This is a genomic window from Paenibacillus popilliae ATCC 14706 (assembly GCF_000315235.1).
Taxonomy (GTDB): Bacteria; Bacillota; Bacilli; order Paenibacillales; family Paenibacillaceae; genus Paenibacillus_B; species Paenibacillus_B popilliae.
Genome location: NZ_BALG01000072.1, coordinates 15917 through 39647, shown reverse-complemented (window position 1 = coordinate 39647; position 23731 = coordinate 15917). Strand labels below are relative to the sequence as shown.

Genomic DNA, 23731 nt, shown 5'->3' with positions numbered 1-23731 from the left:
GGGTACCTTACGCCCAATGAGTGTGAACATTTGTACCGATATGCTGCATCGTTTTCTCGATTCTTTGTGTCTACTCTATTGACAGAGGTACAATATGGTATTGGATAGAGTACACATATCCTCTGCCATGTTTGACTTCTTCCATGCTATCCACCTCAATTTCATACGTCGGACCATTAAGATGGCAACAAGCCATCTTAATGGTCCGAGGCCGATTCATCTCATGACTGAAGTCACGAATGTTCTCGGCTAATTCATAAATTCGCTTATCCTCGGGCACAAGCCCCACCCGGCATTGCCTTGAGTCCTGATCCCCACACCTGACTAGAGCTTCTCCTTCAAGGTTACCCCCGCCGGAAACGCCGCTTGGATCTGGGCCAGGATCGCTTCAGAACGGTATACATCTCCGTCCAGAATAGCGACCTGTCCATAGTCGGACGACGTGCGGATAAGCCGTCCGATGCCTTGCCGGAGACGAAGCAACATGTAAGGCATATCGATCTCAGCGAACGGGTCCGCCGCGGCCTCGCGCTTCGCTAGGAACACGGGATCATCCGGCGGATAAGGCAGCGACCAGATGATCACCTTGGTCAGCGCCTCTCCCGGCACGTCCAGACCCTCCCACAGGCTATTGGCGCAGAGCACGCTGTCCGTGTCTGTCTGGAAGGCGGAGATAAGGCGGCCGATCTCCTGATCTCCTTCATACAGAAAGCGCGTGCCAGAATCATCGGGATAGCCGGATGCATCCATTTCCCGCTTGAAGCGCTGCAGTTCCTCCTGCGTACGGAATAGCATCAGCGCGCCGCCAGGTGCCTGCTCCAGAAGGGCGAGCGCCGTCCCCGTCTTCGCCGCGAAGTCGTCCTGACCGTAAGGAAGAGGCGCCACCGCCCGCATGACATTCGCATAATCATAGGAAGACGGGACGGAGAAGGACAAATAGTCCCCCATCCCGAGACTGTCCACCACGTACTTGAAGGAGCCGTCAACCGACAGCGTCGCCGAAGAAAAGACGATTGGCATCTGCGACGTGAAGAGCCGCTCCCCTAAAATCTCCTTGATCGTCTTCGGCATAATCGAGAAGATAAGACCGCCTCCGCGCTCGGTGGTCCAGCATATCGGCTTGTCCGCCCGCTCGAACAGAATGAGCGCCTTCTGAATCATCTCGAGATGCTCTTCGACGATACGCAGCTCATACGCATTCAGCGTGTACAGCTCGCTCTCATAGACGAGCGCTTCCTCGATGTCATCAATCATCCCTCGGAAGCAGCTCAGCTCCTGCAGCAGCGGCCCATCCAGCATCACCCGGCTACGGTCGGAGCCGGCGATAGCCTGACTGTGGTCAGCCAGCACGCGGAACAGATACCCGCTCTGATCAATCGCCCGATCAATCCGTTGCGCCAGGTTCTCCCGCACCTCTCCGTTCAACAGACGAAGCAGCAGCTCCTCGAATACGTCATGCTTGAACTTGTAGCTGACCGCCTTCAGCGCGGCGGGCTCCAGCAGATGGCCTTCATCGAAGACGACCGCGCAATGCTCCGGCAGCAGCGGCAATTGCCCTTCCCGCTTACGGCTCTCCGCCGTCCACAGATGCTCCATGTAATAATCATGCGAGCAAATAATCAGGTCGGCCGCCTTGCGGTAATGATCCCGGGACAGCGTCTGTCCGCAACGGTGCCGCTTCTCACACACAAAGCAATCCTGGAACGTATCCCAGTTGATCCGCTGCCACCGGGCATCGTTCAGTTCGGGATATTCGGTCCAACCGCCGTACGCGTGGAACGCTTGCTGGGACTCCGGGCGGCGGACGAAGCGAGGCAACCCTTCATAGATGGCGCCATACAGCGGCGCGTCCTCGTCCTCCCACTGCGAGCGGGCCTGATCCAGCTTCACCAGACAGAGGTATTGATCTGGCGATTTGCCGAGTCTGGCATCGATGTCCAGCTTTAGATGCGTCGACAGCTTCGCAATATCGCCTTCCGGCTTCACCAGTTGCTCGATGAGCGACTCATCGGCGCATGCGATAACCGCAGGCTTCCGCATATAGCGGGCATAGCAGAGCGCATACAGCAAATAAGCCATCGTCTTGCCCGTCCCTACCCCGGCCTCGGCGAAGATGGGCTTCTTCTCGGAATAAGCCCGTTCCAACTGAAAGGCCATATATATCTGCTCATCTCGAACTTCAAAGCCGGCCTCCGGCAATATTTCATAAAAAACGTCCGCCACCCAGTCGCTAACCTGTTGAATATAAGGGCGGGCGGGATCATAGTCAAAGGGGTATCGTTCCAACGTATGTATAGCCTCCATCTTGTCCACGACTTCAAAAAGAGGAGCCGACTGGAGCGTCAATCGCATGCCTGATCTCCGAAGACATGCACTTTCCCTCGCACCCTGCTCCTCTGCTTGCGGATTTATTCATCCCCTATTTTATCGTTCTTCGCGGCATCCATCAATGTCGCAGCCTGCCAACGAAGATAACGCAGCGCAGCCTCGCAGATCCGCCGCTGTATCGTGCGCGACGACCGCACACGAACCGCCGTACATCCGCATTTGTTTTTATAGAGATGAATTAGACAAACGCGGGGGGATTTCCTGCTACACGCACATATTGGGCTCAAATCGCCGCTTCGGGTGAAACAACCGGATGGGCGAGTCGCTGAGTTAGCGAAAGACTGTCAAGCAGCCAACGCAGTTCACGAGCAATCTCTTTCGCTCCTTCTGCAAGAAAAAAAGAATATTTACGACTGTAATTCTTTACAAACTGATTGTATTCGACTTCTTCCAAATGGTATATTATGTAATAAGGTTTCTATTTCAATCAAGGAGAGTGATTAACTCATCTAAAAGAACGTTACATGTATTTTTATCCACCTTATTTCTCACTTTCTTTTTTCTTGCAGGAGACCAAACAGCAAAAGCTTCTTCTAATATTCAAACTTCCAAGGATGGTCTAACTACAATAGTAGGACCAATGACCACTACATTTACTGGTTCACAATTAACACGTTGGCCAGACCGTATTGCAAACATTAATAGACAATGTAAAAGCGCTGTTGAGGCCAGTGGAACAACAATCAAAGTGGATTCTAATTACACATGTCAATGGTACAATGAATTATCATTGTCCTTGATAATTAATCTTTATCTTTACTCTTATTCCAATAACTTATTCCATAACCAACCGCAATTACACTAAATATACATGCTATTAATTCTAATATAGAATCCACTAAAATCCTCCTCCTGTCACTTTTTTATTTTTCGAGACTCTCCGTTCAGAATTATAATCAAAACTTGCATAATCGGCGAACCCAAATTACCAAAAATAGCCTCCTTACTTAAATTGTATCAAAAAATCATTCCACAATCATTCATAAAAAACGAGCGGAACCGGGTCAATTTTGCGATTTTCTAGTTAAAGGAATGGTTTTGGCGTCGCGTCGGTATCCGTTGTCGGCGGGAAGACCCGGGAGATTATCGCCGAGCTGAACCGCGCGAATGTTGCGCGCTGAAGCAACGGAATAACGAGTGATGACAAGATATCCATGCCAAGGCAAAGCCTCCGTTCCGCCACTTGGCAGGACGGAGGTTGGTTCATATCGAGCCTATACAACGGATCCGATTGCGCACTATATTATAGGAGCGGCACGATGATTCATTGCATGGCTGTGCGGACGGATTCCGGGATAGCCTCATTGACGCAGGACAACCGATTGATCGGGTCAGCGAAAAGAACAGGACGACAACCGTCGGGAGGTAGTGGCGTTGAGTTTTATGGATAAAATGAAGCATGGTCTCCATCAAGTGAAGGAAAAAGCGCAGCAGACCGTGGAGGTGACGCGGATCAGCTCGCAGATTGCGGGGAAAAAGAAAGAAAAAACAGCGCAGTTCACCCTGCTCGGCGAGCTGGTGCATGAAGCGTATGTCAAGCAGGAGTTGACGGAGCAGATGCATCACATCGGGAGCCTCTCGCAAGCCATCCAGCGGTTGGTAGGAGAGATCACCGCGCTGGAGAAGCAGCTTCTCCAGGCCAAGGGCGAGAAAATATGCGCCTGCGGCGCCGTCATCACCCAAGTATCCAGATTCTGCAACCACTGCGGGCAAGCGGTGCCGATGGAGCCGACCGAGATCATTCCCGCTTCGCGCGTCAGACGGGGCGATTTTCCGATCGCCGTCAACTGCCCGCAATGCGGAGCGCTGCTGAACGGCAAATCGGAGAACTGTGTCCTCTGCGGCGAGCCGGCGAAGTAACGAGACGGCATGAAGACCCCGGGAGACTGGGGTTTTCTTGTTATACCGTTATCTCAGCCGCGCACGACCGCTTTAGTGACGTCCTTCGGCTTCTGTGTTAATCCAATTCAGGGCGAATAAGCTCGCGATGCCCCTGTTCCACGACTTCGGTGAACAGATTTTCCTTTTGCTGCTTCTGCTTCCCAGGCTTCCCTTCGAGTTGAGCAAGCATCTTTTCCATCTCCCCGATCGTGACCGGCTTGGCATGCCGCATTAATTCATACCCCATATGCCCTGAAATTTCAAGGGTCGCCCACTTGATGTCACTGATCGAGGCGATGCCCGTCGCTCTCAGCTTGGCTTCCAGTTGATCGACCGTTAAGCGGAGCTTCTTCAAGTTCTCCCTGATGATCTGACCATCTTTTATGATCAGCGTCGCTCTCCCCATGAACCATTTCTCTACCCAGTTGAACCGGAGTGCAAGATACTGTATAACCAGCAGCAGAGAGACGTAGACGCATAATGTGATAATCGTTTTCATTAACCCGTCGCCCTTTACGGCATGTCCAATCATGGAAGCCATTGCCAACAGTGTTATGATTTCGAGTCCCGTCATTTCCCCCACTGTTTTTTTTCCGAGAATTCGAAGCAGAATAAACCCGGTGAACAAGACAATCAATGCTTCCACGGTGAAATGTAATTTCATGCGATCCGTTGCCAAAAAGATTGTAAAAGTCTATACATCTATTGTTTGCTTCCTGCTTCTACGTGTCTGCTTTTGCCTGAGCTACTCGCATTTGGCATGACACTCCACAGGCGTAAATTCGGATACAACGAATCCTACACATTAGCGGTAACGTTTTGATGTCAGCTCGCTAATTTGGCTAGATTGATTGCAGCGTTTACATCCCTGTCTATTTCCAGCCCACAACCACATTTGAATATCCTGTCCGATAGAGGAAGGAAACCATTTGTCAGCTTCTATAAAGCGGATTCCATACTTTTCACACTTGTACTGTAGTTGGCGTTTGAACTTGTGCAGGTTTTGTTGCGCAATCACTTTTGACAAATGAGCATTCTTCATCATTCCCTTGATATTCAACCGCGACGGCGCCAGGCTTGGTTTTCGCTATAGCGTTTGTCGCTTGATGGACGTGGTTTGTTCGGATATTCGTTAGCCTTCGATGTAGCAAACGTACAGACTTCTCTACTTTTACAATGTTGCATGTTTTGACAAAACGGCTTCCCTCCTTGTTCATTTCATATTTGCGAGAAACACGGCGTTGCAACCCACGCAAGCGTTCCTCCATCTTTCTTACACCGGCAGACTTGTTGATGTTTTTGAATACCATCCCGTTACTACATAAAGGGAAAGCAGACTGCTTTTTGAAAAATTTCTTGAAGGAATCACAAGCATCCTTGACCGCTTGTTTCGCTATATTGTTAGAAACATTGTACAGCCACGCATATCCCTCCATTTGCTTCAGCTCCGTCAGTTCTTTCCGCAGCTTGCCGTCAGAGATGAACTTCCCACCGTCACGGTAATTTTCTTCTTGTCGTGCAAGCGTCCAGTTATATGCCCAACGAGCGGTTCCTGCGGAACGCCACAATTGCTCTTCCTGTTCTGGGGTCGGCTTGATTCTAACTTTTTTCCCTAGAATCATCTTCCACCAACTCCTTGAGCATTTTTTTCACTTTGTTCGCACGTTTGCCTTGAAGACGACAACCGAACACGGTAACGATTTGAATCAGATCTTCCACCAGTTCTTGTTCTTCTGTTTTCTCCGTGTGGTCGATGATCTCTATCGACGTTCCGAATTGGGTACACAAGTTTTCCATCAACTCAAAGCCAAACCGAAGCAGCCTATCCTTATATAAAATAACAATCTTCTCGACGCTGGAGGATACAATAAGCTCTAGCAGTTGATTTAACCCTTTTTTGTTGTAGTTTATACCACTACCAACATCTGAGATGATCTCGAACGAGTAACCCCTAGCGATCATATACGTTTTCACATTTTCGATTTGCCGTTCAAGATCTTCCTTTTGCTTGGGGCTGGATACACGGCAATAGCCAATAACCTTTCGCTTCTCCGGTTCTTTCTTCCTTAGCAGTTCATTTACCTGAACCTGAGAATAGTACCTATATCCACTCTCACTTACGTGGTGCGGTTTCAACTTTCCGGATTTGTCCCATTCTCGCATCGTTTTCGTTGTAACGCCGACCATCTTTGCAATTTGTCCAATAGAATACATTTTCACATAATCACCTCATACCACATTATACAATAATGTTTGAGATGTTTAAAAATGTTTAATTATATTTCATTCAGATCTTTACCTCCTTGTACGTCATGTAACAATGTCCATTTCCTGCTTATTTCACTTTGATGATAAGGGAAGCGTCGACATCCCGAATGGAGCTCCGTCCCGAGATCGCCAACTGCAGCTCCGTCTCGGCAATGAGACGCTCCATCACCTCTCGCACCCCGCTCTCGCCCGCGACAGCCAAGGCATACGCATAGGGACGGCCGATCAGAACGGCATCCGCTCCCAGGGCAATCCCCTTCAGAATGTCGGCTCCCCGGCGTATCCCGCTATCCAACAGCACCGGCACCTTACCTTGCACCGATTCGCCAATCGCGGGCAGCGATTCCAGCGTGGCGACAGCGCCATCCAGTTGCCTGCCGCCGTGATTCGAGACGATAATACCGTCGACACCGTGCTCCAGAGCCATGACAGCATCATCCGGATGCGTAATTCCTTTGATCAGAACGGGCAAACGTGTATGTTGGCGAATAAAGTCCAGTTCCTTCCACGTAAAGCATGTGTTGTTGCCTTCGTCCAATGCGAGCTTGACAGCCGCTTCCTTATCGTGATCCGGCGGCTCCTTGAGCATCGAGCAGAACACGGGATCCGTAAAATAATTGCCCATTCCTTGGCCGGACAAAAACGGCAAATATGCATTGCGCAGATCCGTCTCCCGCCAACCGAGCAGGGTGGAGTCCACCGTTACGACGATCGCCGAGTATCCGGCCGCTTCGGCGCGTTCAAGGAAGCTCCAGGTAAGCTTATCATTTTGGGGAGGATAAAGCTGGAACCAACGAATATGGTTCCCCATCGCCTCCGCGACAGTCTCCATCGGGATGCTGGACACATTGCTGAGAATATAAGGAACGCCCAGTTTGGCTGCTGCGCGGGCAGGAGCCAATTCTCCATCCGGATGCAGAATCGTATTTACCCCGATCGGAGCGAACAGCATAGGAAACGGGAGCTTGGCGCCAAACAGCGAGATGGACAGGTCCCGCTCCGTAATATCGCAACATATCCTCGGTCTAATGCGGTATTTTTGGAAAGCCTCGACATTGCCGCGGTTCGTGTCTCCCGCCCCAGCCGCGCCATGAACATACCCGAACGGTGCGGCGGCCAACAAGCCTTTCGCCTTGCTCTCCCATTCATCAAAGGAGACCGGCAGCAGCTTCGCCGCTCCGTCCCCGCTCTCATAGATCCTCATTTGCAGCTTTTCACTATCGAACGTCAAGATGCATGTACCTCCATGGTCAAGACTGGGATAATATATGGACCTTATAGTAAAATACCCCGAGCCGCCTAACCTTATCCTGTGAGTAGGTGTCTTTTCTATTGAACTGTGACCAGGAACCGTTACCGGCATCATCATGACATGCTACAGCACTGCGGAACTTTTCCACCAGTCCTTTCACTTCTTCTTGAAAGAGCTCTAGGCTGCATTGAATTTGCATCAAATGCATTAGCGGATGGAGCCATTTTCATATCGAGCAAGACGGCCGAATAACTCATAAATCCATGCTGCAACTTCGTAAGGTAGTAGCCAAGTATGACCCTGTAGCGCTCATGAAATTCCTTGTGTATTCCATAAATCGCAGGGCAGCTTGTCTAAGAAGAAGACCACATCCAGCAATTCATCGTTCCAGCGGATAGCCGTCGTCTGCCCCTCTGCTTCGTCCTCCGCTCCATCTTAGAAGATCTGTCTTCGTCCTACTTACTGGTGAAGCAGTACATCGCCCCGCTGCTGCTTGCTCCGGTGCCGGCATCTCGCCTTCTGGATGAGCACAATGTATTTATCAAGCCGCTGACTTTCCCGGATTGCCTTTTCATTCAGCAGGTCATTATTTTCCATCGCCAGACTGACCATTCGCGCCCGAATCTGTTCGATTTCGCGCATCAGATCGTTTATAACCTTCTCTTCCTCCGGCTCCAGCCTGCTTATCATCCATTCCCTGCCAGCAACTGACAGCTCATTTCGATGAAGGATTGCTTCCTTTTCAGCCATGCTACAGGAACCGCCCTTATTCATCTCTTCCATTCTCTACCTTACCCTCCCTTAAGCAACATGATTTGACAATTCTAATTATAAGCAATAATCCCTTCGTCATCCTAGTTAAAAAAAGTTAAGATTTCCGCCATTCCACATTCTTTCACTCCAAATTCATCCATAAAAAGACACTTCCCAGTAGGGAAGTGCCGATCTATCGTTGGTAAAGACTACTTTTATCGGCCCGGAAGCGCCGCCGCAGTGCTCCATAATGACGAAGGAACAGGCATGGAAGAAGTCGCCGATATTCCCGGCGTGATGCTCCATAATTTCATGCCATTCCCGCTTCAATTGCTTGAAGCTCCGTTCCCGCCTCCGCGCTGCGCAGCGAAGAGAACGGCCCGTTGACTTGCAATGCCGGCGTAGCGCAGTCCGCCTGCAAATAATGCTTCAACTGCTCATCCAGCCGCTTCAAAGACACGGAAGCGCCAGCCATATCGATGCTCGTCATATCATTGCCGACGAAAACCTTGAAGATGGAAACATGACGGCTGCGGATTTCCCGCACGACCGCATTAGCCAACAAATACAATTCCTGTAGTAGCGATGCGCCGAACCCGTTGACGAGCACCGCGAGCTCCTCGGCCGAACCATCGTCCAGCTTCATGTCGCGGAACAGGTCCGCCACCATTTTCTTCGCCAGCTTATCGGCGGCGGCGTTTTTCTCCCTGCGGATGCCGGGCTCGCCGTGAATGCCTACGCCGTACTCGATTTCATCCTCGCCCAGTTCGAAGGTCGGCGTCCCTTTGGCCGGGACGGTACAGGAAGTGAGGGCGAAGCCGATGCTTCTCGTACGGTCGATCGCTTTTTGGGTGATGCTCTTCACGTCCGCCAATTCCAATCCCGCTTCGGCGGCGGCGCCGGCAATCTTATGCACGAGCAAGCTACTTCATTAAAACCTTCAAAAAATTCGAGCACATTACTCCGGCCCGCTACCGGCAAATTTACCAGCGCTAGTGCGATGAAGTCGTTCCCATATGCAGCAAAAAACCGGCCTTCCGGCCGGTTCCTGCGGTTATGGCTTACGCTTCGGTTTATTATATCCGTTATCTCCAAATGGCTGCAGCTTCTCGATCCACAGTTCCAGCAGCGCGTCCACCTCGTCCCGGTATTTCTTCAATTCGGAACGGTCGGCGACGATTTCTTCGCGCGGCTTGATTTGATCAAGCTCCTCGAACACGAAGCAGTCGCCGCCATACGCATCCCAATCCTGCTTCAGCTCCCGAATGCCGTTCATCTTCGTCTGCTTCATGAATTCAAGCTTATGATTGGCTCCATCCAGATCCATCGTGCCGGCCACGAGAATTTTCCCGTTCTTCACATTGCGTATCTGGTAGACGCCCATCGGCCGGAACGACTGCTGGTATGTCGAGGCCAGTTCCTTCTTTCTTTGCTTATCCAATGCCATGACGACTCCTCCTTCCTTACGCGGCGCGAATGCTTTATCCGAATCAATACCCCATTTCCTTCAGTAAGGCCGACAATGTCCGCAACCGCTCGCCATTCAATTCGTCATCGTTGCTAAGCGCCTGGCTGAACAGCTTGATATCCTCCTTAATCTTCTCGTTGTCGATGCATACCGCCACCGTCATCGCATCCCCTTGCAATCCGATGCGCTCAATAATCGGATTCTCTGGATCATACAAGTCCTTATAACGATACGCGTCGCGGAAATGAACCATGCTCTGGCAGACGAGGATAGCCAGGTCGAGCACGCGGTGAAGCGGCAGCTCCTCCGACTGTCTGGACCATTTCTCGCCGGTATATCGCCATACTTTCGCCGAGATATCGACCTTGCCACGGTCATTCCATTGGGCCAACCCCAAGGAGAGCCCCTTCGCATCGGAATGTCCCGAATAACGTCCGTCTACATTCTCGTAATTTTCCGAGACAATGACAGGCTTATGCTTTAGATTTGTAGGAATGTTCATCTTCTATATCCCCCATCCGAATCTGAAAAATAGTAAAGCTATTTCATCTACTAAATTACTAAATTACTAACTCACATGTCCTATCATAGCTCTCCTCCCGCCGAAAGTCAAGACATCGCAATAAAGAACTTCCAGGCCACCGAATGCCTCCGCGATCAACAGCACTGGCACGCGTCCCGGGAACGAGTTCCCCATGTTGCTTGCACTCGATGTCTTGCCTATATATACTCGAACAGGCACTGACGGGAATGTCAGTGCCTGTCCTTCTCCTCTACCACGGTTTGCTGGATATCAGGAACTTGATGCTACTAGCCTAAGTTGTGACGAAATCGTTACTATTTTCTCATCGAATTCTAATAAATCCGGAAATTCATTGACGTTATCGTATCTTCATGACATCCGTTAAATAATGGATGCAAATCATATGTTATGTTGTTTATAGGCCTTACTCAACTTTTCAATACAAGGAGGACGACCTTGAACAACATGAAGAATCATCGCATCCTAAAAACGGTAATGGGAATCAGCCTTAGCTTTTTTATAACATTGTCAGGCACGGTGATAGCGGCCCCCCATCAAGCCCAAGCGGCCTCTACATCCGCATCCACGGTAGCGGATAAAATCATTGCGACAGGGAAAGCCTTTCTCGGCGTCCCTTATCATTTCGGAGCCGAATCCGGCCGAACTGATCAATTCGACTGCTCTTCGTTCACGCAGTATGTGTTCCAGAAGCATGGCATCAAGCTTCCGCGTTCTTCGCGTGATCAAGCGACGGTCGGCGTCAAAGTCTCCAAGAACAATTTACAGCCTGGTGATCTCGTCTTTTCCGACACGAACCGGGATGGCAAGATTAACCACGTATCCATCTACATGGGCGAAGACAAGCTTCTTCATACCTATAAAGTCGGTGTCGGCGTAACGATTTCCGATTTTTCCGGCAGCACCTGGGACAAGACGTTTGTGACCGCACGCCGCGTCATCTCGACCTCGTAATACGGAGCCTTTGGCTCGACTTAGGATCGTAAACGCGGAAGAAGGCTATGACCAGCAAGCTCCATCCCAGAAATAGAATTGGCGACCATAACATACGCATTTGATAGCAGGGTTTCGCGCAGAAGCCCTGCTTTTTCTATTTCTGACCCTGCATTCACTGGACTTAGCCATGCCAGCCTCATTTCTAATGTTCCCTCATAAATAATGTTCCCTCATGGAATGAACATCATCCGTTTTGAACGAAATACATGCACGCGCCGCATTATAAATACGATATCGGCAGCCCCTCGAAATAAACAATCTGTGCGGTCCGGATATGGAACGCCTTATCATGCTGATTCAACAGAATATGATCGACCGCGACGCCGGCCAATACGCCTTCCAGCGTCTCTACCGTCGTCCGGACAGTTATCTGCTGGCCTTGATGCCGGCTCAGATGGTCCAGGAATACCGGGTCCAGACAAGTCACGTAATCGGTTGGCTGCGGTACGGCCGCCGTCGTGCATATCGGAGTGCACGCGGACGGTTGATGATTGACATAGGCAGGCTGTACGATCGGGTGAAGGCAAGTCTGAACATGATGCGGCTTCGCAGGCGGTTTTTCTTTTTTGGCAGGCGGTGTAGGTGCAGGCTTCTTCTCCGTCATTGGGATTCCCTCCTTTTCCATCTCATTGTAATTATATATGTTCCGTAAACCGGGAATATTCCGGTTGGCATGGAGTCAGCCCGGATGTATGTAATGATGCCGTTGCGGCAATGGTGATAACATATACTGTGAAGGACCAGGAGGATCAGCATGACCAAGAACCGCCCCATTCATGAAGAGCTGCCTGCTCTCCCCGAATCGTACTGGAGGGATACTTGTTCCCTTCCCGTCTTCCCGAAGCTGGCGGAGCCTTCGGTTCAGGCCGATGTCGCCATCGTCGGGGGCGGAATCACCGGCATGACGACAGCCTATCTGCTGGCTAGCGAGGGCTACCGTACCGTCTTGCTCGAAGCCGGCCGATTGTTCAATGGCACGACCGGACATACGACCGCTAAAATTACGGCACAGCATGATCTGATTTATCATGACTTGATCGGCATGTTCGGCGAGGGGAAGGCCAAGCTCTATTATCAGGCCAATGCGGAGGCAGCCCAGTTCATACAGCGGCTTGTAGAGAAGCACCGCATCGCATGCGGCTTCCGCGAGCAAGACGCTTATATCTATACGGAGACAGAAGAGAGCGTTCGTCGAATTGCCGATGAGATGACCGCCTATCATAAGCTCGGCATCCCCGGCGAGTGGGTCGATGCTTGCCCCCTCCCTGTGCCGATTAAGGGAGCCATCGTCATGAAGGGACAGGCTCAGTTCCATCCCTTGCAGTATGTGAAGGTGCTAACAGAGCAATATCTGCAAGCGGGAGGTGTCATCTACGAGAACACGATGGCCCATACTGTCGAAGAAGGAGTGGCTCCGACCGTTATCACGAAGGATGGCTGCCGGGTCACCGCGAAGCATGTCATCTCCTGCACCCACTTCCCGTTCTTCGATGGCAAAGGGTATTATTTCACCCGCCTTCATGCGGAGCGATCCTATGTCTTGGGAATACCAGTCGGGGATGAGGCTGATCTTGAAGGCATGTATTTGAGCGCTGACCATCCGAAGCGGTCGGTACGAACCGCGGCCGCCCAAGACGGCGAATGGCTGCTTCTGATCGGCGGCGAGAGCCATAAGACCGGCCAAGGCATCTGCACGATGAAGCACTATGAGGCGCTGCGGGCATTCGCCGAGCGAATGGTCCAGGTCCCGCGCATTGCGTACCGCTGGTCGGCTCAGGACCTGGTCTCTTTGGATAAGGTTCCTTATATCGGTCCGGTCTCGTCGGGAATCGACAATGTGCTCGTCGCTACCGGATTCCGGAAATGGGGCATGACGAATAGCACCGGCGCGGGCCTGCTTCTGCGCGATATCGTGCAGGGCAAAGATAGCCCGTATCGCGAGCTATACACGCCATCCCGGTTCCAGGTGACGCCGGATGTGAAGAACTTCGTCGTCCACAACGCCGACGTTGCCAAGCATCTCGTCGGCGGGAAGCTGGAATCGGTGCAGCAGACGCCGGAGGAGCTCGCTGCCGGGGAAGGCGCGGTCGTCACCGTTGACGGGCGCAGAGCCGGCGCCTTCCGGGATGAGCACGGCACGCTCCATGTCGTCGATACGACATGCACCCATATGGGATGCGAGTTGGAGTGGAACAGCGGTGAACGGAGCTGGGATTGCCCCTGCCACGGCTCCCGCTTCTCGATGAACGGCAAAGTGCTGGAGGGACCGGCCAAGCAGCCGCTTACCCGGCTAGACAAAGAGGCTTGATTGTTTCTTGAATACGGACAACGGAATATCAGTAAAAAATAGCCCTGCTCTATCAGCAGGGCACGAAATAAGACGACCGATAAGCACGGATACATGAGGAACCCCATCATCTTATCGTGGATTCTAATAAATGAATGCACGAGATACGATGACGAGCAAAATGAACAGAACCAAGATTACACCTGTAGAAGTGAAGAGATGATGACATCCGTAACCGCCTATAATATCGCCCAATTGGTAGCCTCCTCCTTGTAAGATACACTATTAGATCCTTTCTCATTGGGAGGGGACAAGCAGAGTGGAACGACCAGCAGGAACGGGAAGCCACGATTTCCTTCCTTATTACGAGAAAGCAGACTTTTAACCCTTTTGCTTCCCGGTAGGAAGTCGGGAGGGAATAAATGAGGAAAGCCATTTTCAAAACCCCTTATGTAAAATGTAGTTGCTGTGTCAACAAACGAAAGAGGTGGATTTGAAAATGGCTCACTTTCAGATTAACATTATTGTAAAAAATATTAATAAATCCAAAGATATGACGACTCCCCTTACTTTACAAAAACACTACATGAAGAGTGACAAGTCACACGCGTTGGTTGTTTTTTTGCACTACCACTCATAACTGCTTTTCAAAACTGCTCTTTCACCGTATGGATGACGCCCGTGCTGGGCGTACATAAGCAAGCCGCCGCAGATGCAATCTACGGCGGCTTTTTCGTTTCCATTTATATTTCCGGTGCTCCTGCCGCTGCTTCTTAGACGCCTAATTTTGCTTCTCGCGCTTTCACCAACGCGTCCTGACCCTGCACTTCCAGCTCAGCCAGCGCTTCATCGACCGTCTTCTTGTTGTCTACGATTGCTTTTAATGCATCGGCAAGCAACGGTCTGCAGAGATCGTAAAACTCTTCCGGAACATCCTTGTGATACCAAAAGTACGAAGTCTGTGCCGTAGGCTTCAACATATAGAATGACTCCGTATTGATTCCATCCATTTCCTTGAGGAATTGGCCTCGCGTCGGTAACGGACCGCCCACTGCACGAGACGAAGCCTTCGCCATTTCTGGTTCATTTACGAATTTTACGAAGGCCCATGCCGCTGGTTTATTCGGGGAATCGGCTGCAATCGCTGTAATGGAGGGCAATTCCACGTGCAAGGATTCATCAGGGTTTTTCGGGTCAACCGGAATGGTGACCATACCCCAATTTATTTTTTTTCCGCCGATGAAACCCGGATCTTGGAACATTTGTGTCCGAAGAGGCCAATCAATGGTCATGGCCGCTTTTTCTTCCATAAAAGCATCGGGATGGTTACTGTTACTGTTGTCAAAAGAAACGGTTTTGGAGCGTACGGCATCCGTTGCTAGCTTAACGGCTCTCTTCCAATGGTCTGAATGAATAAGGAACTTCTCTGCCTTCGAATCGAACATTTGCAAGGAAAAGGTAGCTGCAATATATTTTAAAACCTCTATCGTGTCCCTATAGTCCAGAAAAAGTCCAAACACCCGATTCTCACCTGATCCTATACCCTCGAATCGCTTGGATAAATCAAAGACCTCTTGCCAAGTCATCTTGTTGCGCGGCAGTTCAATATGGTTCTCTTCAAATATATCGCGGTTGTAATACAATACAGGGACAGTAAAACTAGGGGCCAGCCCATATAACGTGCCATTTCCTTTCGCACGCAGGTTATCAATCACACCCGGCATGTATCCAGCTACATCGAATTTCTCTTCCGCTATGACTTCTTCTAAATTATATAGCTTTCCCTCTTGGGCGTAGGATGCGAATAATGGTGCGTCCAGGAGCAGCACATCCGGTTTATGTTTCTCTATCCATTTCTTCATTTCTTCGTCATCTTCGCCCTGACGTTCCACCTCGGCCGTACTCATCACTTCCAAGTCAATATTCGGATATTTAATCGTAAAAATATCGCCATACTGACTATAGAACGATGCTTCGTTGTCACACATCACCTTTATCTTTCCTTTTCCTTCTTGAAGTGGCTCCAATGCCTTCTTTTCTCCGCCACAGCCGCTGAGTAAGATGACAATTAGCAACACGGAGGAAATGTTCCACTTTGTCTTCATCTCACGCTCTCCCCTTCCTATTTTCTAAAAGTCAACCGCTAAAAATGAACGACCTGTTGCGGCCTTCGTTCACGAACTTTTTTCCTTTTTTTCTGCTTCTCGCGCTTTCACCAACGCGTCCTGACCCTGCACTACCAGTTCAGCCAGCGCTTCATCCACCGTCTTCTTGTTGTCTATAATCGCCTTCAACGCATCCGTGAGCAACGGTTGAAAGAAATCGTAGAACGCTTCCGGAACATCCTTGCGATACAAAAAGTCCGAAGTCTGTGCCGTAGTCTTCAACATATAGAATGGTTCCGTGCTTTTTTCGTCCATTTCCTTAAAGACTTGATTTCTCGTCGGTAGCAGCCCATCCCCTGAGCGAGACGAAATCTTCGCCATTTCTGGTCCATTTACGAACTTTATGAATTCCCATGCCGCCGGTTGATTAGGGGAATCGGCTGGAATCGCACAAAATTGTTGCAATTGCACGTGCGGGGATTCATCAGGGTTTTGTGGGTCAACCGGAATGGTGACCCTATCCCAATTTATTTTATTTATGTCGTTGACACCCTGAGCCTTGAGCCATTGTATCATCCGAGGGCCATTAACGGTCATGGCTGCTTTTCCTTTCGCAAAGGTAATGAATTCATCCCAGCTAATACTGTTGTTACGCCAGGAAGGAAAAGAGACCGCTTTGGAGCGGATTGCATCCGTTGTTAGCTTAACGGCTCGCTTCCACCCGTCCGAATCAATAAGTAACTTCTCTGCCTTTGAATCGAACATTTGCAAGGCAAAGCTATCTGAAATATAATTTAACGCCACTGCGCTGTTCCAGAAAGGCTGATAAAGTCCGAGCACTCGGTTCTCACCCGATCCCATGCCCTCGAATCGCTTGGATAAATCAAAGACCTCTTGCCAGCTCATCTTGTTGCGTGGTAGTTCAATATGGTTCTCTTCAAATAAATCACGGTTATAATACAATACAGAAACATCAAAATCAGGCACCAGCGCATACAACGTACCATTTCCTTTCGCCCGCAGGCTATCAATAATGCCCAGTCCGTATCCTGTCAAATCAAATGTATCTCTTGCTATGACTTCTTCCAAGCTATATAGCTTTCCCTCTTGGACGTAGGATGCGAACAATTTTTCGTTCAGGAACAGCACATCAGGTTTATGCTTCTCTATCAATTTCTTGATCTCTTCATCTTCGAGCTCACGTCTCTCCTCCATGTCCATTGTACTAATCACGTTGATATCAATATCCGGATATCTCGCATTAAAAAGATTCCCATACTTCTTATAGAACTGTTCTTTACTCTGATACATCACTTTTATCTCTTGTTTTCCTTCTTCAAGCACTGTTTTCTTCTCTCCGAAACATCCGCTGAGTAATGTTGCAATCGTTAGCAGCACAACAGCAATTTTCCATCTCGTCTTCATCTCGATCTCTCCCTCATATTGAAAATCAAATAGGGACTAACTGTACGGAATGTCTCCGGATAATGAAACATAGGGTCAGTCGGGAAAAATTTGGGTAATACCCTAGGTGCATTCCTAGAGGCACGATAGCGGGGATGGGATAAGACCGAGAAGGAGCCTGACTGTTCTGCTTGCCTGATCCAACGATTCCATGCAGATGCAGTCAGTTCATGATTCGCTTACTATATCTGAACTCTAGATGTTCCACCCCCGTATAACTGAACCATCTGTCGCATGAATTCATGTATTCATTCGACTCGCCCTTGTCCACTAAGTGCAGTTATCCAAGAAGAAAGATTGACAAATCATAACGCGTTGTTGTTTTTTGCACTACAGCTACCATTATTACTTTTCTCTAGTAATTTTCTTTTAATTTCATATTTACACCTCCATTATTTAGTATAGTAAAATATACCATGGCAATAATTAGTAGTCAACCTAGTATACAGCGGTTTTTTGTTGCATTTTATATTTTTTTGTGCCCCCCCTTTCCCACCGGAATGGAGACGCTTATTGTATTTATACTTATTGCATGAAGGACTTCGCTCGAACGAGAAGGACGCTCCCCGCGCCGAGCCAATAGATCAGCATATGTCCAGCCGCTGGCCAGAACGATGCCGACTCGAATCCGGACGGAAGAGCAAACAAGAACAAGAATAGACTTAAGATGCAAAAAAACATTTCCCACCCAATCCATCTCCAAGCGAACAGATGGACCCTCATGCGATGGAGCGCATATAGATTACAGAACACCGCGATGCCTTCCAGTGTCAGAATGCCAATCGACGCCGCTTCATACCCGTAACCCGGTATGGCCAGCAGGAAGAACAGCAGGGCCGTCGAGAAGGCGATTCCGTTCAACAGACCCATAAACGGAACATGTTTGCGCTCTTGCGTCCATAAAATGCTCGTCGTCAGCTCGCGAAGCCCGACGAACAGCGGGAAAACCGCAAAATATCGAATCGGATCGGCCGCCTCGGGGGTATGGAATAACAACTGCGCCAATGGAGCCGCGAACAACAACAGGAACATTCCGCTTAACAAGCCCCATGTCCAGCAGAGCCGAAGGATGTTACGGACCATGAACTGATAAGAACTCAACTCGCCTTGCTGGTAATAGGAGGCCAGCTTCATCGTCATCGTGTAAGAGATGGCGGCCGTCACGATCGTCGGCATATAAGCGACGATAACCGCCATTCCCGTAATGACCCCGTAAATCGATGTCGCTTCCGAGAGGGTGTATCCTGCCGTCTGAAGCCGGCGCGGGATGAGCAGCGAATCAATAAAGTCCGAGGCCGGCATCAACAGCCTCGTGAAGCCGATCGCCATGGATGCATGGACTATCGAGCGGACTTCGCCCCGAAGCGGCGGCTGGAATTCGATGGAGCCGGCGGGGAAGGAGCGCCTTGTCAGGAGACAGGCCATAAGCACCAGGAGGGCGAACAGCGCGCCAATCGTCGTTCCGGTCAACCCGGCTCCCAAAGCGATGGAAGTCCCTTCGGATGCGAACAGAAGGACAAGCATAATCATCGCCCCGACCCGAACGGCCTGTTCCGCTATCTCGGAGAAGGAGATGGATCCGTACCGCTCTGTTCCCTGCATATATCCCCTTAGCAGTTGTAGCAGCGGAACGGCCAATAAGGCAGGAGCCAGGCAGCGGATAGCGGCTCCCACATCCGGGTTCCCGAGAAGAATGGCAATCCTATCGGACTGCATATACATGAGGAGGCTGGCCGCGGCCCCGGCCAATGCGAGGAGAATCGACAACATGCGGAAAGCGCCCCATCCTCTGGCCGGATGCTTGGCGGTAAATAACGCCAATGCCGTCGGCAGCCCTCCGGTAATGATCATAAGAAAAATACCGTAGCATGAATAGGCGATCTGGTATAATCCGACGCCCTCGGCGCCAAGAATGCGGGTCAGCGTGGCTCTCCCAACGAAGCCAATGACCTTCCCCACGAGGATAGCTCCTGCCCGCAAGGCAGCCGAATTTATGACTGGCAGCTTCATTTCCATCACCCGACCCATCCCATCTTGTCCTCCCATTGTATGATGGAGAAGGTCGGGTTATGTTCAACAGACAACGCTGGTGTTAATCACGGAGATGGATCAGCCAGTAGCTCGTATACCGATCCCACCCCAAGTCGAAGGGCACACGGTACCGATCGGCGGAATGCGAGTTGACCAGCGGATAGCCGAAATCGTCGAATCCGACGACGACCGAGAAATGATCCACATCGCCCTTCATCTCGTAACCGATCAGATCTCCGGGCGCAAGCTTCGCTATCGCCCCTGCCGGATACTTCTTGGACGGCTTGACGACATCGACGAACTTGCCTTTGGCGATCAACTGGCCATATCCGCTGTACAGCATGAAATTTTTAAAGGCATCGGTTTGAACCCATGTCCGGGACCCCCCGTTGAACAAAAAATAATGCCAGCCGCCTCTCATTTTCAAGCCCCCGCCTTCCTCTGCATCGCCAATGCATTGGGAAGCGAAGTTGGTGCAATCGCCGCCGAGGCCGGTATAATCCCGATACTTCGGGTTATAGCGGTGCTTATTGCCCGCCCCCCAGGCCGCACCGGCATATTTATTGGCGTAAGTGACGGCCTGCTGCCGGTTATATCTCGGCTTGTGCAACGTGTTCGATTGCGTGGAGGGCCGATCGGCGTGGTTAGAGGGCTTCCTCATCTGCGGCCGCAGCATCATATCGTCGGATTTGGGAATCAGCTTCGGGTTCTCCTCCAGCGGGTCAAGATACCATTCCCGCAGCACCTTCCACTTGCCGTCCTCCTTGGTCAGTGTGAGCGCATGGCGGGTGCCGATTCCGAACGACTGGGCAGGGACGACGCTGTGTGTATAGATATAATCCAGCCGCAGAGATTTGACGACGGAGGCCGTAGCCTTACTTCCCATCACCTTGGCCCGAATGACCCGGACATCGCTATGGGCGTTAATAAATTGCACACCTCTTCGTTCAGCCCATGCATGAATATAGGCGGAGCGCTCAACTTCATGACGGAGCGCATGCCGGCTTATGCCGGAAGCGGCATAATGATGGCGAATCACCTGTTCCTGTTGATGAATCAAAAAATTGGTCCTGTCCTTGAAAAGCTGTTGGATATAGTCGGCCACTTCTTCATCCTTGTCAAGGGAAGAAGCTGCCTCGGCAACCGCCGTGATCCATATGCAGCATAGCGACAGCATGATGAATAACGTTTTCCTTACCATGTTGCATCTCCTTGGCCGTATTTCTACCTCATTGAGGGAAGAACGCAGCTTGCACTGCCTTTAAGTTCTCCATACCCGTTGTTTTGATGCTGTAAAAAATTAACAGACTTAAATTCGGATGCCGACGCAAGCTACAAAGGAATGTATAGATTGGATGTGTAAGCAAATGATACGACACCTATTAGGAATGGCAGGCTGCCGGTACATCATTATGCTGGCGCTCGTTGCCTGCCTGCTGCCCGGAACGGCGGCGGCTGAACCTGAGAAAACGGCCGTCATCGTAATTGATGATTTCGGCAATAACAGCCGCGGAACGCAGGCGGTTATGGATCTGCCCTTCAAGATTACCGTCGCGGTAATGCCTTTTTTGAAGTATACAAAGAGTGACGCGGAGCGAGCACATGCGGCCGGTCACGAAGTCATCGTGCACATGCCGATGGAAGCGTTGGGAGGCAAGAAGGCGTGGCTCGGGCCTGGAGTGATTACAACGGATTTACACGAGGATGAGATTCGCAAGCGGGTGCATGCGGCAATCGACGATGTCCCCCATGCGGTCGGGATGAACAATCATATGGGCTCCAAGGTGACTGTTGATCCGAAAGTGATGCGGGTGATATTGGAAGTGTGCAAGGCACGGGGCATTTATTTCCTGGATAGCCATACGAACTATCGCAGCGTCGTGGCCAAAGTGGCCGAGGAAGTAAAAATCCCTGCGCTGGAGAACCATATCTTCCTTGACGATATTCATAAAGCGTCGGCCATTAAGAAGCAGTTCAATCTGATGCGGATGCATCTGAAGAACCATAATATATGCATTGCCATTGGGCATGTCGGAAGCGCGGGGCATATTACGGCAGCAATCGTGAAGGAGCAGATGCAGCAGATGAGCAAGGAACAGATTGCCCTCAAAAAAGTATCGGAGGTACTTCCGCCGTCCATTCCCACCATCCCGCATCCATAGCCTTTGCCTGCGGCCCATATAAGGTAGACTAGCTGCCATGATGCGAACGAGTCTACCTTTTGCCGGGGGGTATCGTTACCGGCTACCCCTTAACGGTTGGATCCGGTCCCGCGGGCGGCCTGTCGTACAGATGCGAGCGGGCCTGGAACCAGCGGAACAAATGCGTAGCCGCGACTTTCAACACCGCATAGCCAGGCACGGCCAGGATGATGCCGACGACGCCGAACAGATCGCCGGCCGTCAGGATGACGAAGATAATCGTGAGCGGATGAATCCGCAGTGTCTTGCCCATAATCTGCGGGGAAATGAACTTGCCTTCGATCAACTGGACGAGCGTCCAAACTATGATCAACTTCAACAGCATCATTGGCGAAGTGACGAGCGCCACGATGAGCGCCGGCGTAATCGCGATCACGGGCCCCAGATAAGGTACGATGCTTGTGCAGGCCGCGATAATGGCCAGAATGAGTGAATAATCAAGGCCGATAATGAGATAGCCGATATAGAGAAGCATCCCAATGCAGCAACTTATAATAATCTGCCCCCGGATATAGGAGCTGAGCTGATGATTCATCTCCGACATCACCTGATCGGTCTGCTTGCGCAGCGCCGTTGGCACGAACTCCAGCATATAAGTAGGGAGCTTCGTCCCCTCCTTCAGCAGATAGAATAGGATGAACGGCACGGTCACCAAGGCGAGAATCGTTTCCGTCACGGCTCCGACGAAGCCTCCAATGCTCGACCATGTATGATTCAACAATCTGGTAGCCCGCTCCGTTATTGTATTAAAGAGCTTCGCCGTACCGAAATCGATACTCTGCTGGAAGCGTTGAATATATTCACTGCCAATTACATCCGTCAACAGCTTCTCGATATGTGCCGAGAAGGCTGGGAAGTTCGAGACCAGCTCCATCACTTGACGGCGAATGACCGGAATTACGGCCAAGACGATGATCGTAAGAAGTCCCAGAATCAGGAGATAGAGAAGCAGGATCGTAAAGACCCGCTTCACTCCTTTTTCCTGCAAATCATCTACGATCGGGTTCAGCAAATAATAGAACACGCCTGCCAGAATAACGGGCAGCAGAACGGCCTTGATCAGGACAAGCAGCGGCCGGAAGACGAACGATATCTTTGTCAGCAGGAAAATAGTAAGGCCGATGAGCAGCAGAATGAGCAAAAACAGAACAAAGCGGTTGTTTAAAAATAACAGTTGGAACTTACTCATCCTCGATTGAGGTTGATCCATGTGCATTTCCCCTTTTCCACTCCATATCATTTGTCCCTATCATAAGTATTCCCTACGCCTTCCGGGCATGCATACTTCCGCTCTGTCCAGTTCGGCATGATTGCCGACGGTCCGGACATAATAAGGGCAAACAGGGGGAATGTATTGAGGCTATGACAACGATTCTGCTCGTGGAAGATGAACATAACGTATCCGAGCTCCTGAAATTGGAGCTTCAGCATGAAGGCTATCATGTAACGGTGGCGCAGGACGGAGAGCAAGCGCTCGACGATTTCAAGCAGCAGGAGTGGAATCTGATCCTTCTGGATTGGATGATTCCGCGCCTGAACGGGTTGGAAGTGTGCCGACGCATCCGCAAGACGAGCGAGGTGCCTATCATTTTGCTTACCGCCCGGGATGATATCGGCGATAAAATCGTCGGCCTCGACACCGGGGCCGATGATTACATTACGAAGCCGTTCGAGATCGAGGAGCTGCTGGCGCGAATCCGAACCGTATTGCGCCGGCACAATTCGTCATGGCATGCCGCATCGCCAGGAGTATATCAAGTGGACAGCTTGACGGTCGATGTGAAAAAAAGACGAGTGGAGCGTGAGAGCGAACCGATCGATCTGACGCAGCGGGAATTTGACCTGCTTCTCTACTTGATGGAGCATCAAGGCGAAGTCATAAGTAGAGAGCAGCTCCTGTCCGACGTCTGGGGCTATGAATTCGCCGGCGAAACGAACGTAGTCGACGTCTATATCCGCTACCTTCGCAACAAGCTGGATCGAACATACAAGCCGAAGCTTATTCATACCGTACGCGGGATCGGCTATGTGCTGCGCTCGTCTTAAGCGGATGTTATACCGATTCAGTCAAGGGCTGCGTCGTTGCAACGGGAGGG

Annotated in this window: 19 protein-coding genes and 2 pseudogenes; 5 read left to right on the top strand and 16 right to left on the bottom strand. The window is 50.7% G+C overall.

All coding sequences use genetic code 11. The annotated features are described in order from the left end of the window. Positions 1-324 precede the first annotated feature (324 nt). Positions 325-2286, bottom strand: coding sequence for an ATP-dependent DNA helicase (locus PPOP_RS07345; RefSeq protein WP_042227807.1), 1962 nt, complete (start codon positions 2284-2286; stop codon positions 325-327). A 1485-nt stretch (positions 2287-3771) separates the two neighbouring features. On the opposite strand from PPOP_RS07345, the gene PPOP_RS07340 reads away from it, so the two are divergent. Next, the gene (locus PPOP_RS07340) at positions 3772-4248 is read left to right on the top strand and encodes a zinc ribbon domain-containing protein (RefSeq protein ID WP_042227795.1); all 477 of its coding nucleotides are present in this window, start codon (positions 3772-3774) and stop codon (positions 4246-4248) included. Positions 4249-4345: 97 nt separating this feature from the next. On the opposite strand, the gene PPOP_RS07335 is transcribed toward PPOP_RS07340, so the two are convergent. The 8 genes and pseudogenes from PPOP_RS07335 to PPOP_RS07300 form a co-directional block, all read right to left on the bottom strand. Continuing rightward, entirely contained in the window at positions 4346-4933 is a 588-nt protein-coding gene (locus PPOP_RS07335; protein ID WP_006285531.1) for a DUF421 domain-containing protein, read from the bottom strand. A gap of 161 nt (positions 4934-5094) precedes the next feature. Beyond that, positions 5095-5891: pseudogene (locus tag PPOP_RS07330) on the bottom strand (RNA-guided endonuclease InsQ/TnpB family protein). Then, positions 5869-6489: an IS607 family transposase gene (locus PPOP_RS07325; protein WP_006285529.1), complete on the bottom strand. Its 621-nt coding sequence runs from the start codon at positions 6487-6489 to the stop codon at positions 5869-5871. The pseudogene PPOP_RS07330 and the gene PPOP_RS07325 overlap by 23 nt, the downstream one beginning before the upstream one ends. A gap of 115 nt (positions 6490-6604) precedes the next feature. Further along, positions 6605-7768: an alpha-hydroxy-acid oxidizing protein gene (locus PPOP_RS07320; RefSeq protein ID WP_006285528.1), complete on the bottom strand. Its 1164-nt coding sequence runs from the start codon at positions 7766-7768 to the stop codon at positions 6605-6607. Positions 7769-8248: 480 nt separating this feature from the next. Further along, positions 8249-8572 (bottom strand): aspartyl-phosphate phosphatase Spo0E family protein, encoded by a 324-nt coding sequence (locus PPOP_RS07315; RefSeq protein ID WP_006285526.1) that lies wholly within the window; start codon positions 8570-8572, stop codon positions 8249-8251. Positions 8573-8758: 186 nt separating this feature from the next. Further along, a pseudogene (locus PPOP_RS07310) lies at positions 8759-9467 on the bottom strand (dihydroxyacetone kinase subunit DhaK); the annotation flags it as partial. Between the two features lie 129 nt (positions 9468-9596). Further along, positions 9597-9989, bottom strand: a complete 393-nt coding sequence (locus PPOP_RS07305) for a GIY-YIG nuclease family protein (protein ID WP_006285524.1) — start codon at positions 9987-9989, stop codon at positions 9597-9599. A gap of 43 nt (positions 9990-10032) precedes the next feature. Further along, entirely contained in the window at positions 10033-10512 is a 480-nt protein-coding gene (locus PPOP_RS07300) for a DUF6530 family protein (protein ID WP_006285523.1), read from the bottom strand. Positions 10513-10989: 477 nt separating this feature from the next. Here PPOP_RS07300 and PPOP_RS07295 point away from each other — a divergent pair, with 477 nt between their 5' ends. Beyond that, complete coding sequence (locus PPOP_RS07295) at positions 10990-11505, top strand: C40 family peptidase (RefSeq protein ID WP_006285522.1); 516 nt, start codon at positions 10990-10992, stop codon at positions 11503-11505. A 262-nt stretch (positions 11506-11767) separates the two neighbouring features. Here PPOP_RS07295 and PPOP_RS07290 read toward each other — a convergent pair whose 3' ends face one another. Further along, the gene (locus tag PPOP_RS07290; protein ID WP_052516591.1) at positions 11768-12151 is read right to left on the bottom strand and encodes a DUF2642 domain-containing protein; all 384 of its coding nucleotides are present in this window, start codon (positions 12149-12151) and stop codon (positions 11768-11770) included. Positions 12152-12301: 150 nt separating this feature from the next. On the opposite strand from PPOP_RS07290, the gene PPOP_RS07285 reads away from it, so the two are divergent. Beyond that, the gene (locus PPOP_RS07285; RefSeq protein ID WP_006285521.1) at positions 12302-13855 is read left to right on the top strand and encodes an FAD-dependent oxidoreductase; all 1554 of its coding nucleotides are present in this window, start codon (positions 12302-12304) and stop codon (positions 13853-13855) included. Between the two features lie 123 nt (positions 13856-13978). Here PPOP_RS07285 and PPOP_RS23965 read toward each other — a convergent pair whose 3' ends face one another. The 5 genes from PPOP_RS23965 to PPOP_RS07265 form a co-directional block, all read right to left on the bottom strand. Next, positions 13979-14089 carry a YjcZ family sporulation protein gene (locus PPOP_RS23965; RefSeq protein WP_234399718.1) on the bottom strand — a complete coding sequence of 37 codons (111 nt, stop codon included), beginning with the start codon at positions 14087-14089 and terminating at the stop codon, positions 13979-13981. 518 nt (positions 14090-14607) lie between these two features. Continuing rightward, positions 14608-15939 (bottom strand): ABC transporter substrate-binding protein, encoded by a 1332-nt coding sequence (locus PPOP_RS07280; RefSeq protein WP_042227793.1) that lies wholly within the window; start codon positions 15937-15939, stop codon positions 14608-14610. Positions 15940-16008: 69 nt separating this feature from the next. Next, positions 16009-17364 (bottom strand): ABC transporter substrate-binding protein, encoded by a 1356-nt coding sequence (locus PPOP_RS07275; RefSeq protein WP_006285519.1) that lies wholly within the window; start codon positions 17362-17364, stop codon positions 16009-16011. Between the two features lie 564 nt (positions 17365-17928). Next, positions 17929-19431, bottom strand: coding sequence for an oligosaccharide flippase family protein (locus PPOP_RS07270; protein WP_093471002.1), 1503 nt, complete (start codon positions 19429-19431; stop codon positions 17929-17931). Positions 19432-19495: 64 nt separating this feature from the next. Next, entirely contained in the window at positions 19496-20635 is a 1140-nt protein-coding gene (locus PPOP_RS07265) for an amidase domain-containing protein (protein ID WP_006285517.1), read from the bottom strand. Positions 20636-20846: 211 nt separating this feature from the next. Between PPOP_RS07265 and PPOP_RS07260 the strand changes: the two genes are divergently transcribed. Continuing rightward, a complete protein-coding gene (locus PPOP_RS07260; protein WP_006285516.1) occupies positions 20847-21596 on the top strand; it encodes a divergent polysaccharide deacetylase family protein in 750 nt (249 codons plus the stop codon). 82 nt (positions 21597-21678) lie between these two features. Here the strand turns inward: PPOP_RS07260 and PPOP_RS07255 are convergent, their stop codons facing one another. Further along, positions 21679-22845 (bottom strand): AI-2E family transporter, encoded by a 1167-nt coding sequence (locus PPOP_RS07255; protein ID WP_042227789.1) that lies wholly within the window; start codon positions 22843-22845, stop codon positions 21679-21681. Positions 22846-22997: 152 nt separating this feature from the next. Between PPOP_RS07255 and PPOP_RS07250 the strand changes: the two genes are divergently transcribed. Next, positions 22998-23681, top strand: a complete 684-nt coding sequence (locus tag PPOP_RS07250; protein WP_006285514.1) for a response regulator transcription factor — start codon at positions 22998-23000, stop codon at positions 23679-23681. The last annotated feature ends 50 nt before the right edge of the window (positions 23682-23731 follow it).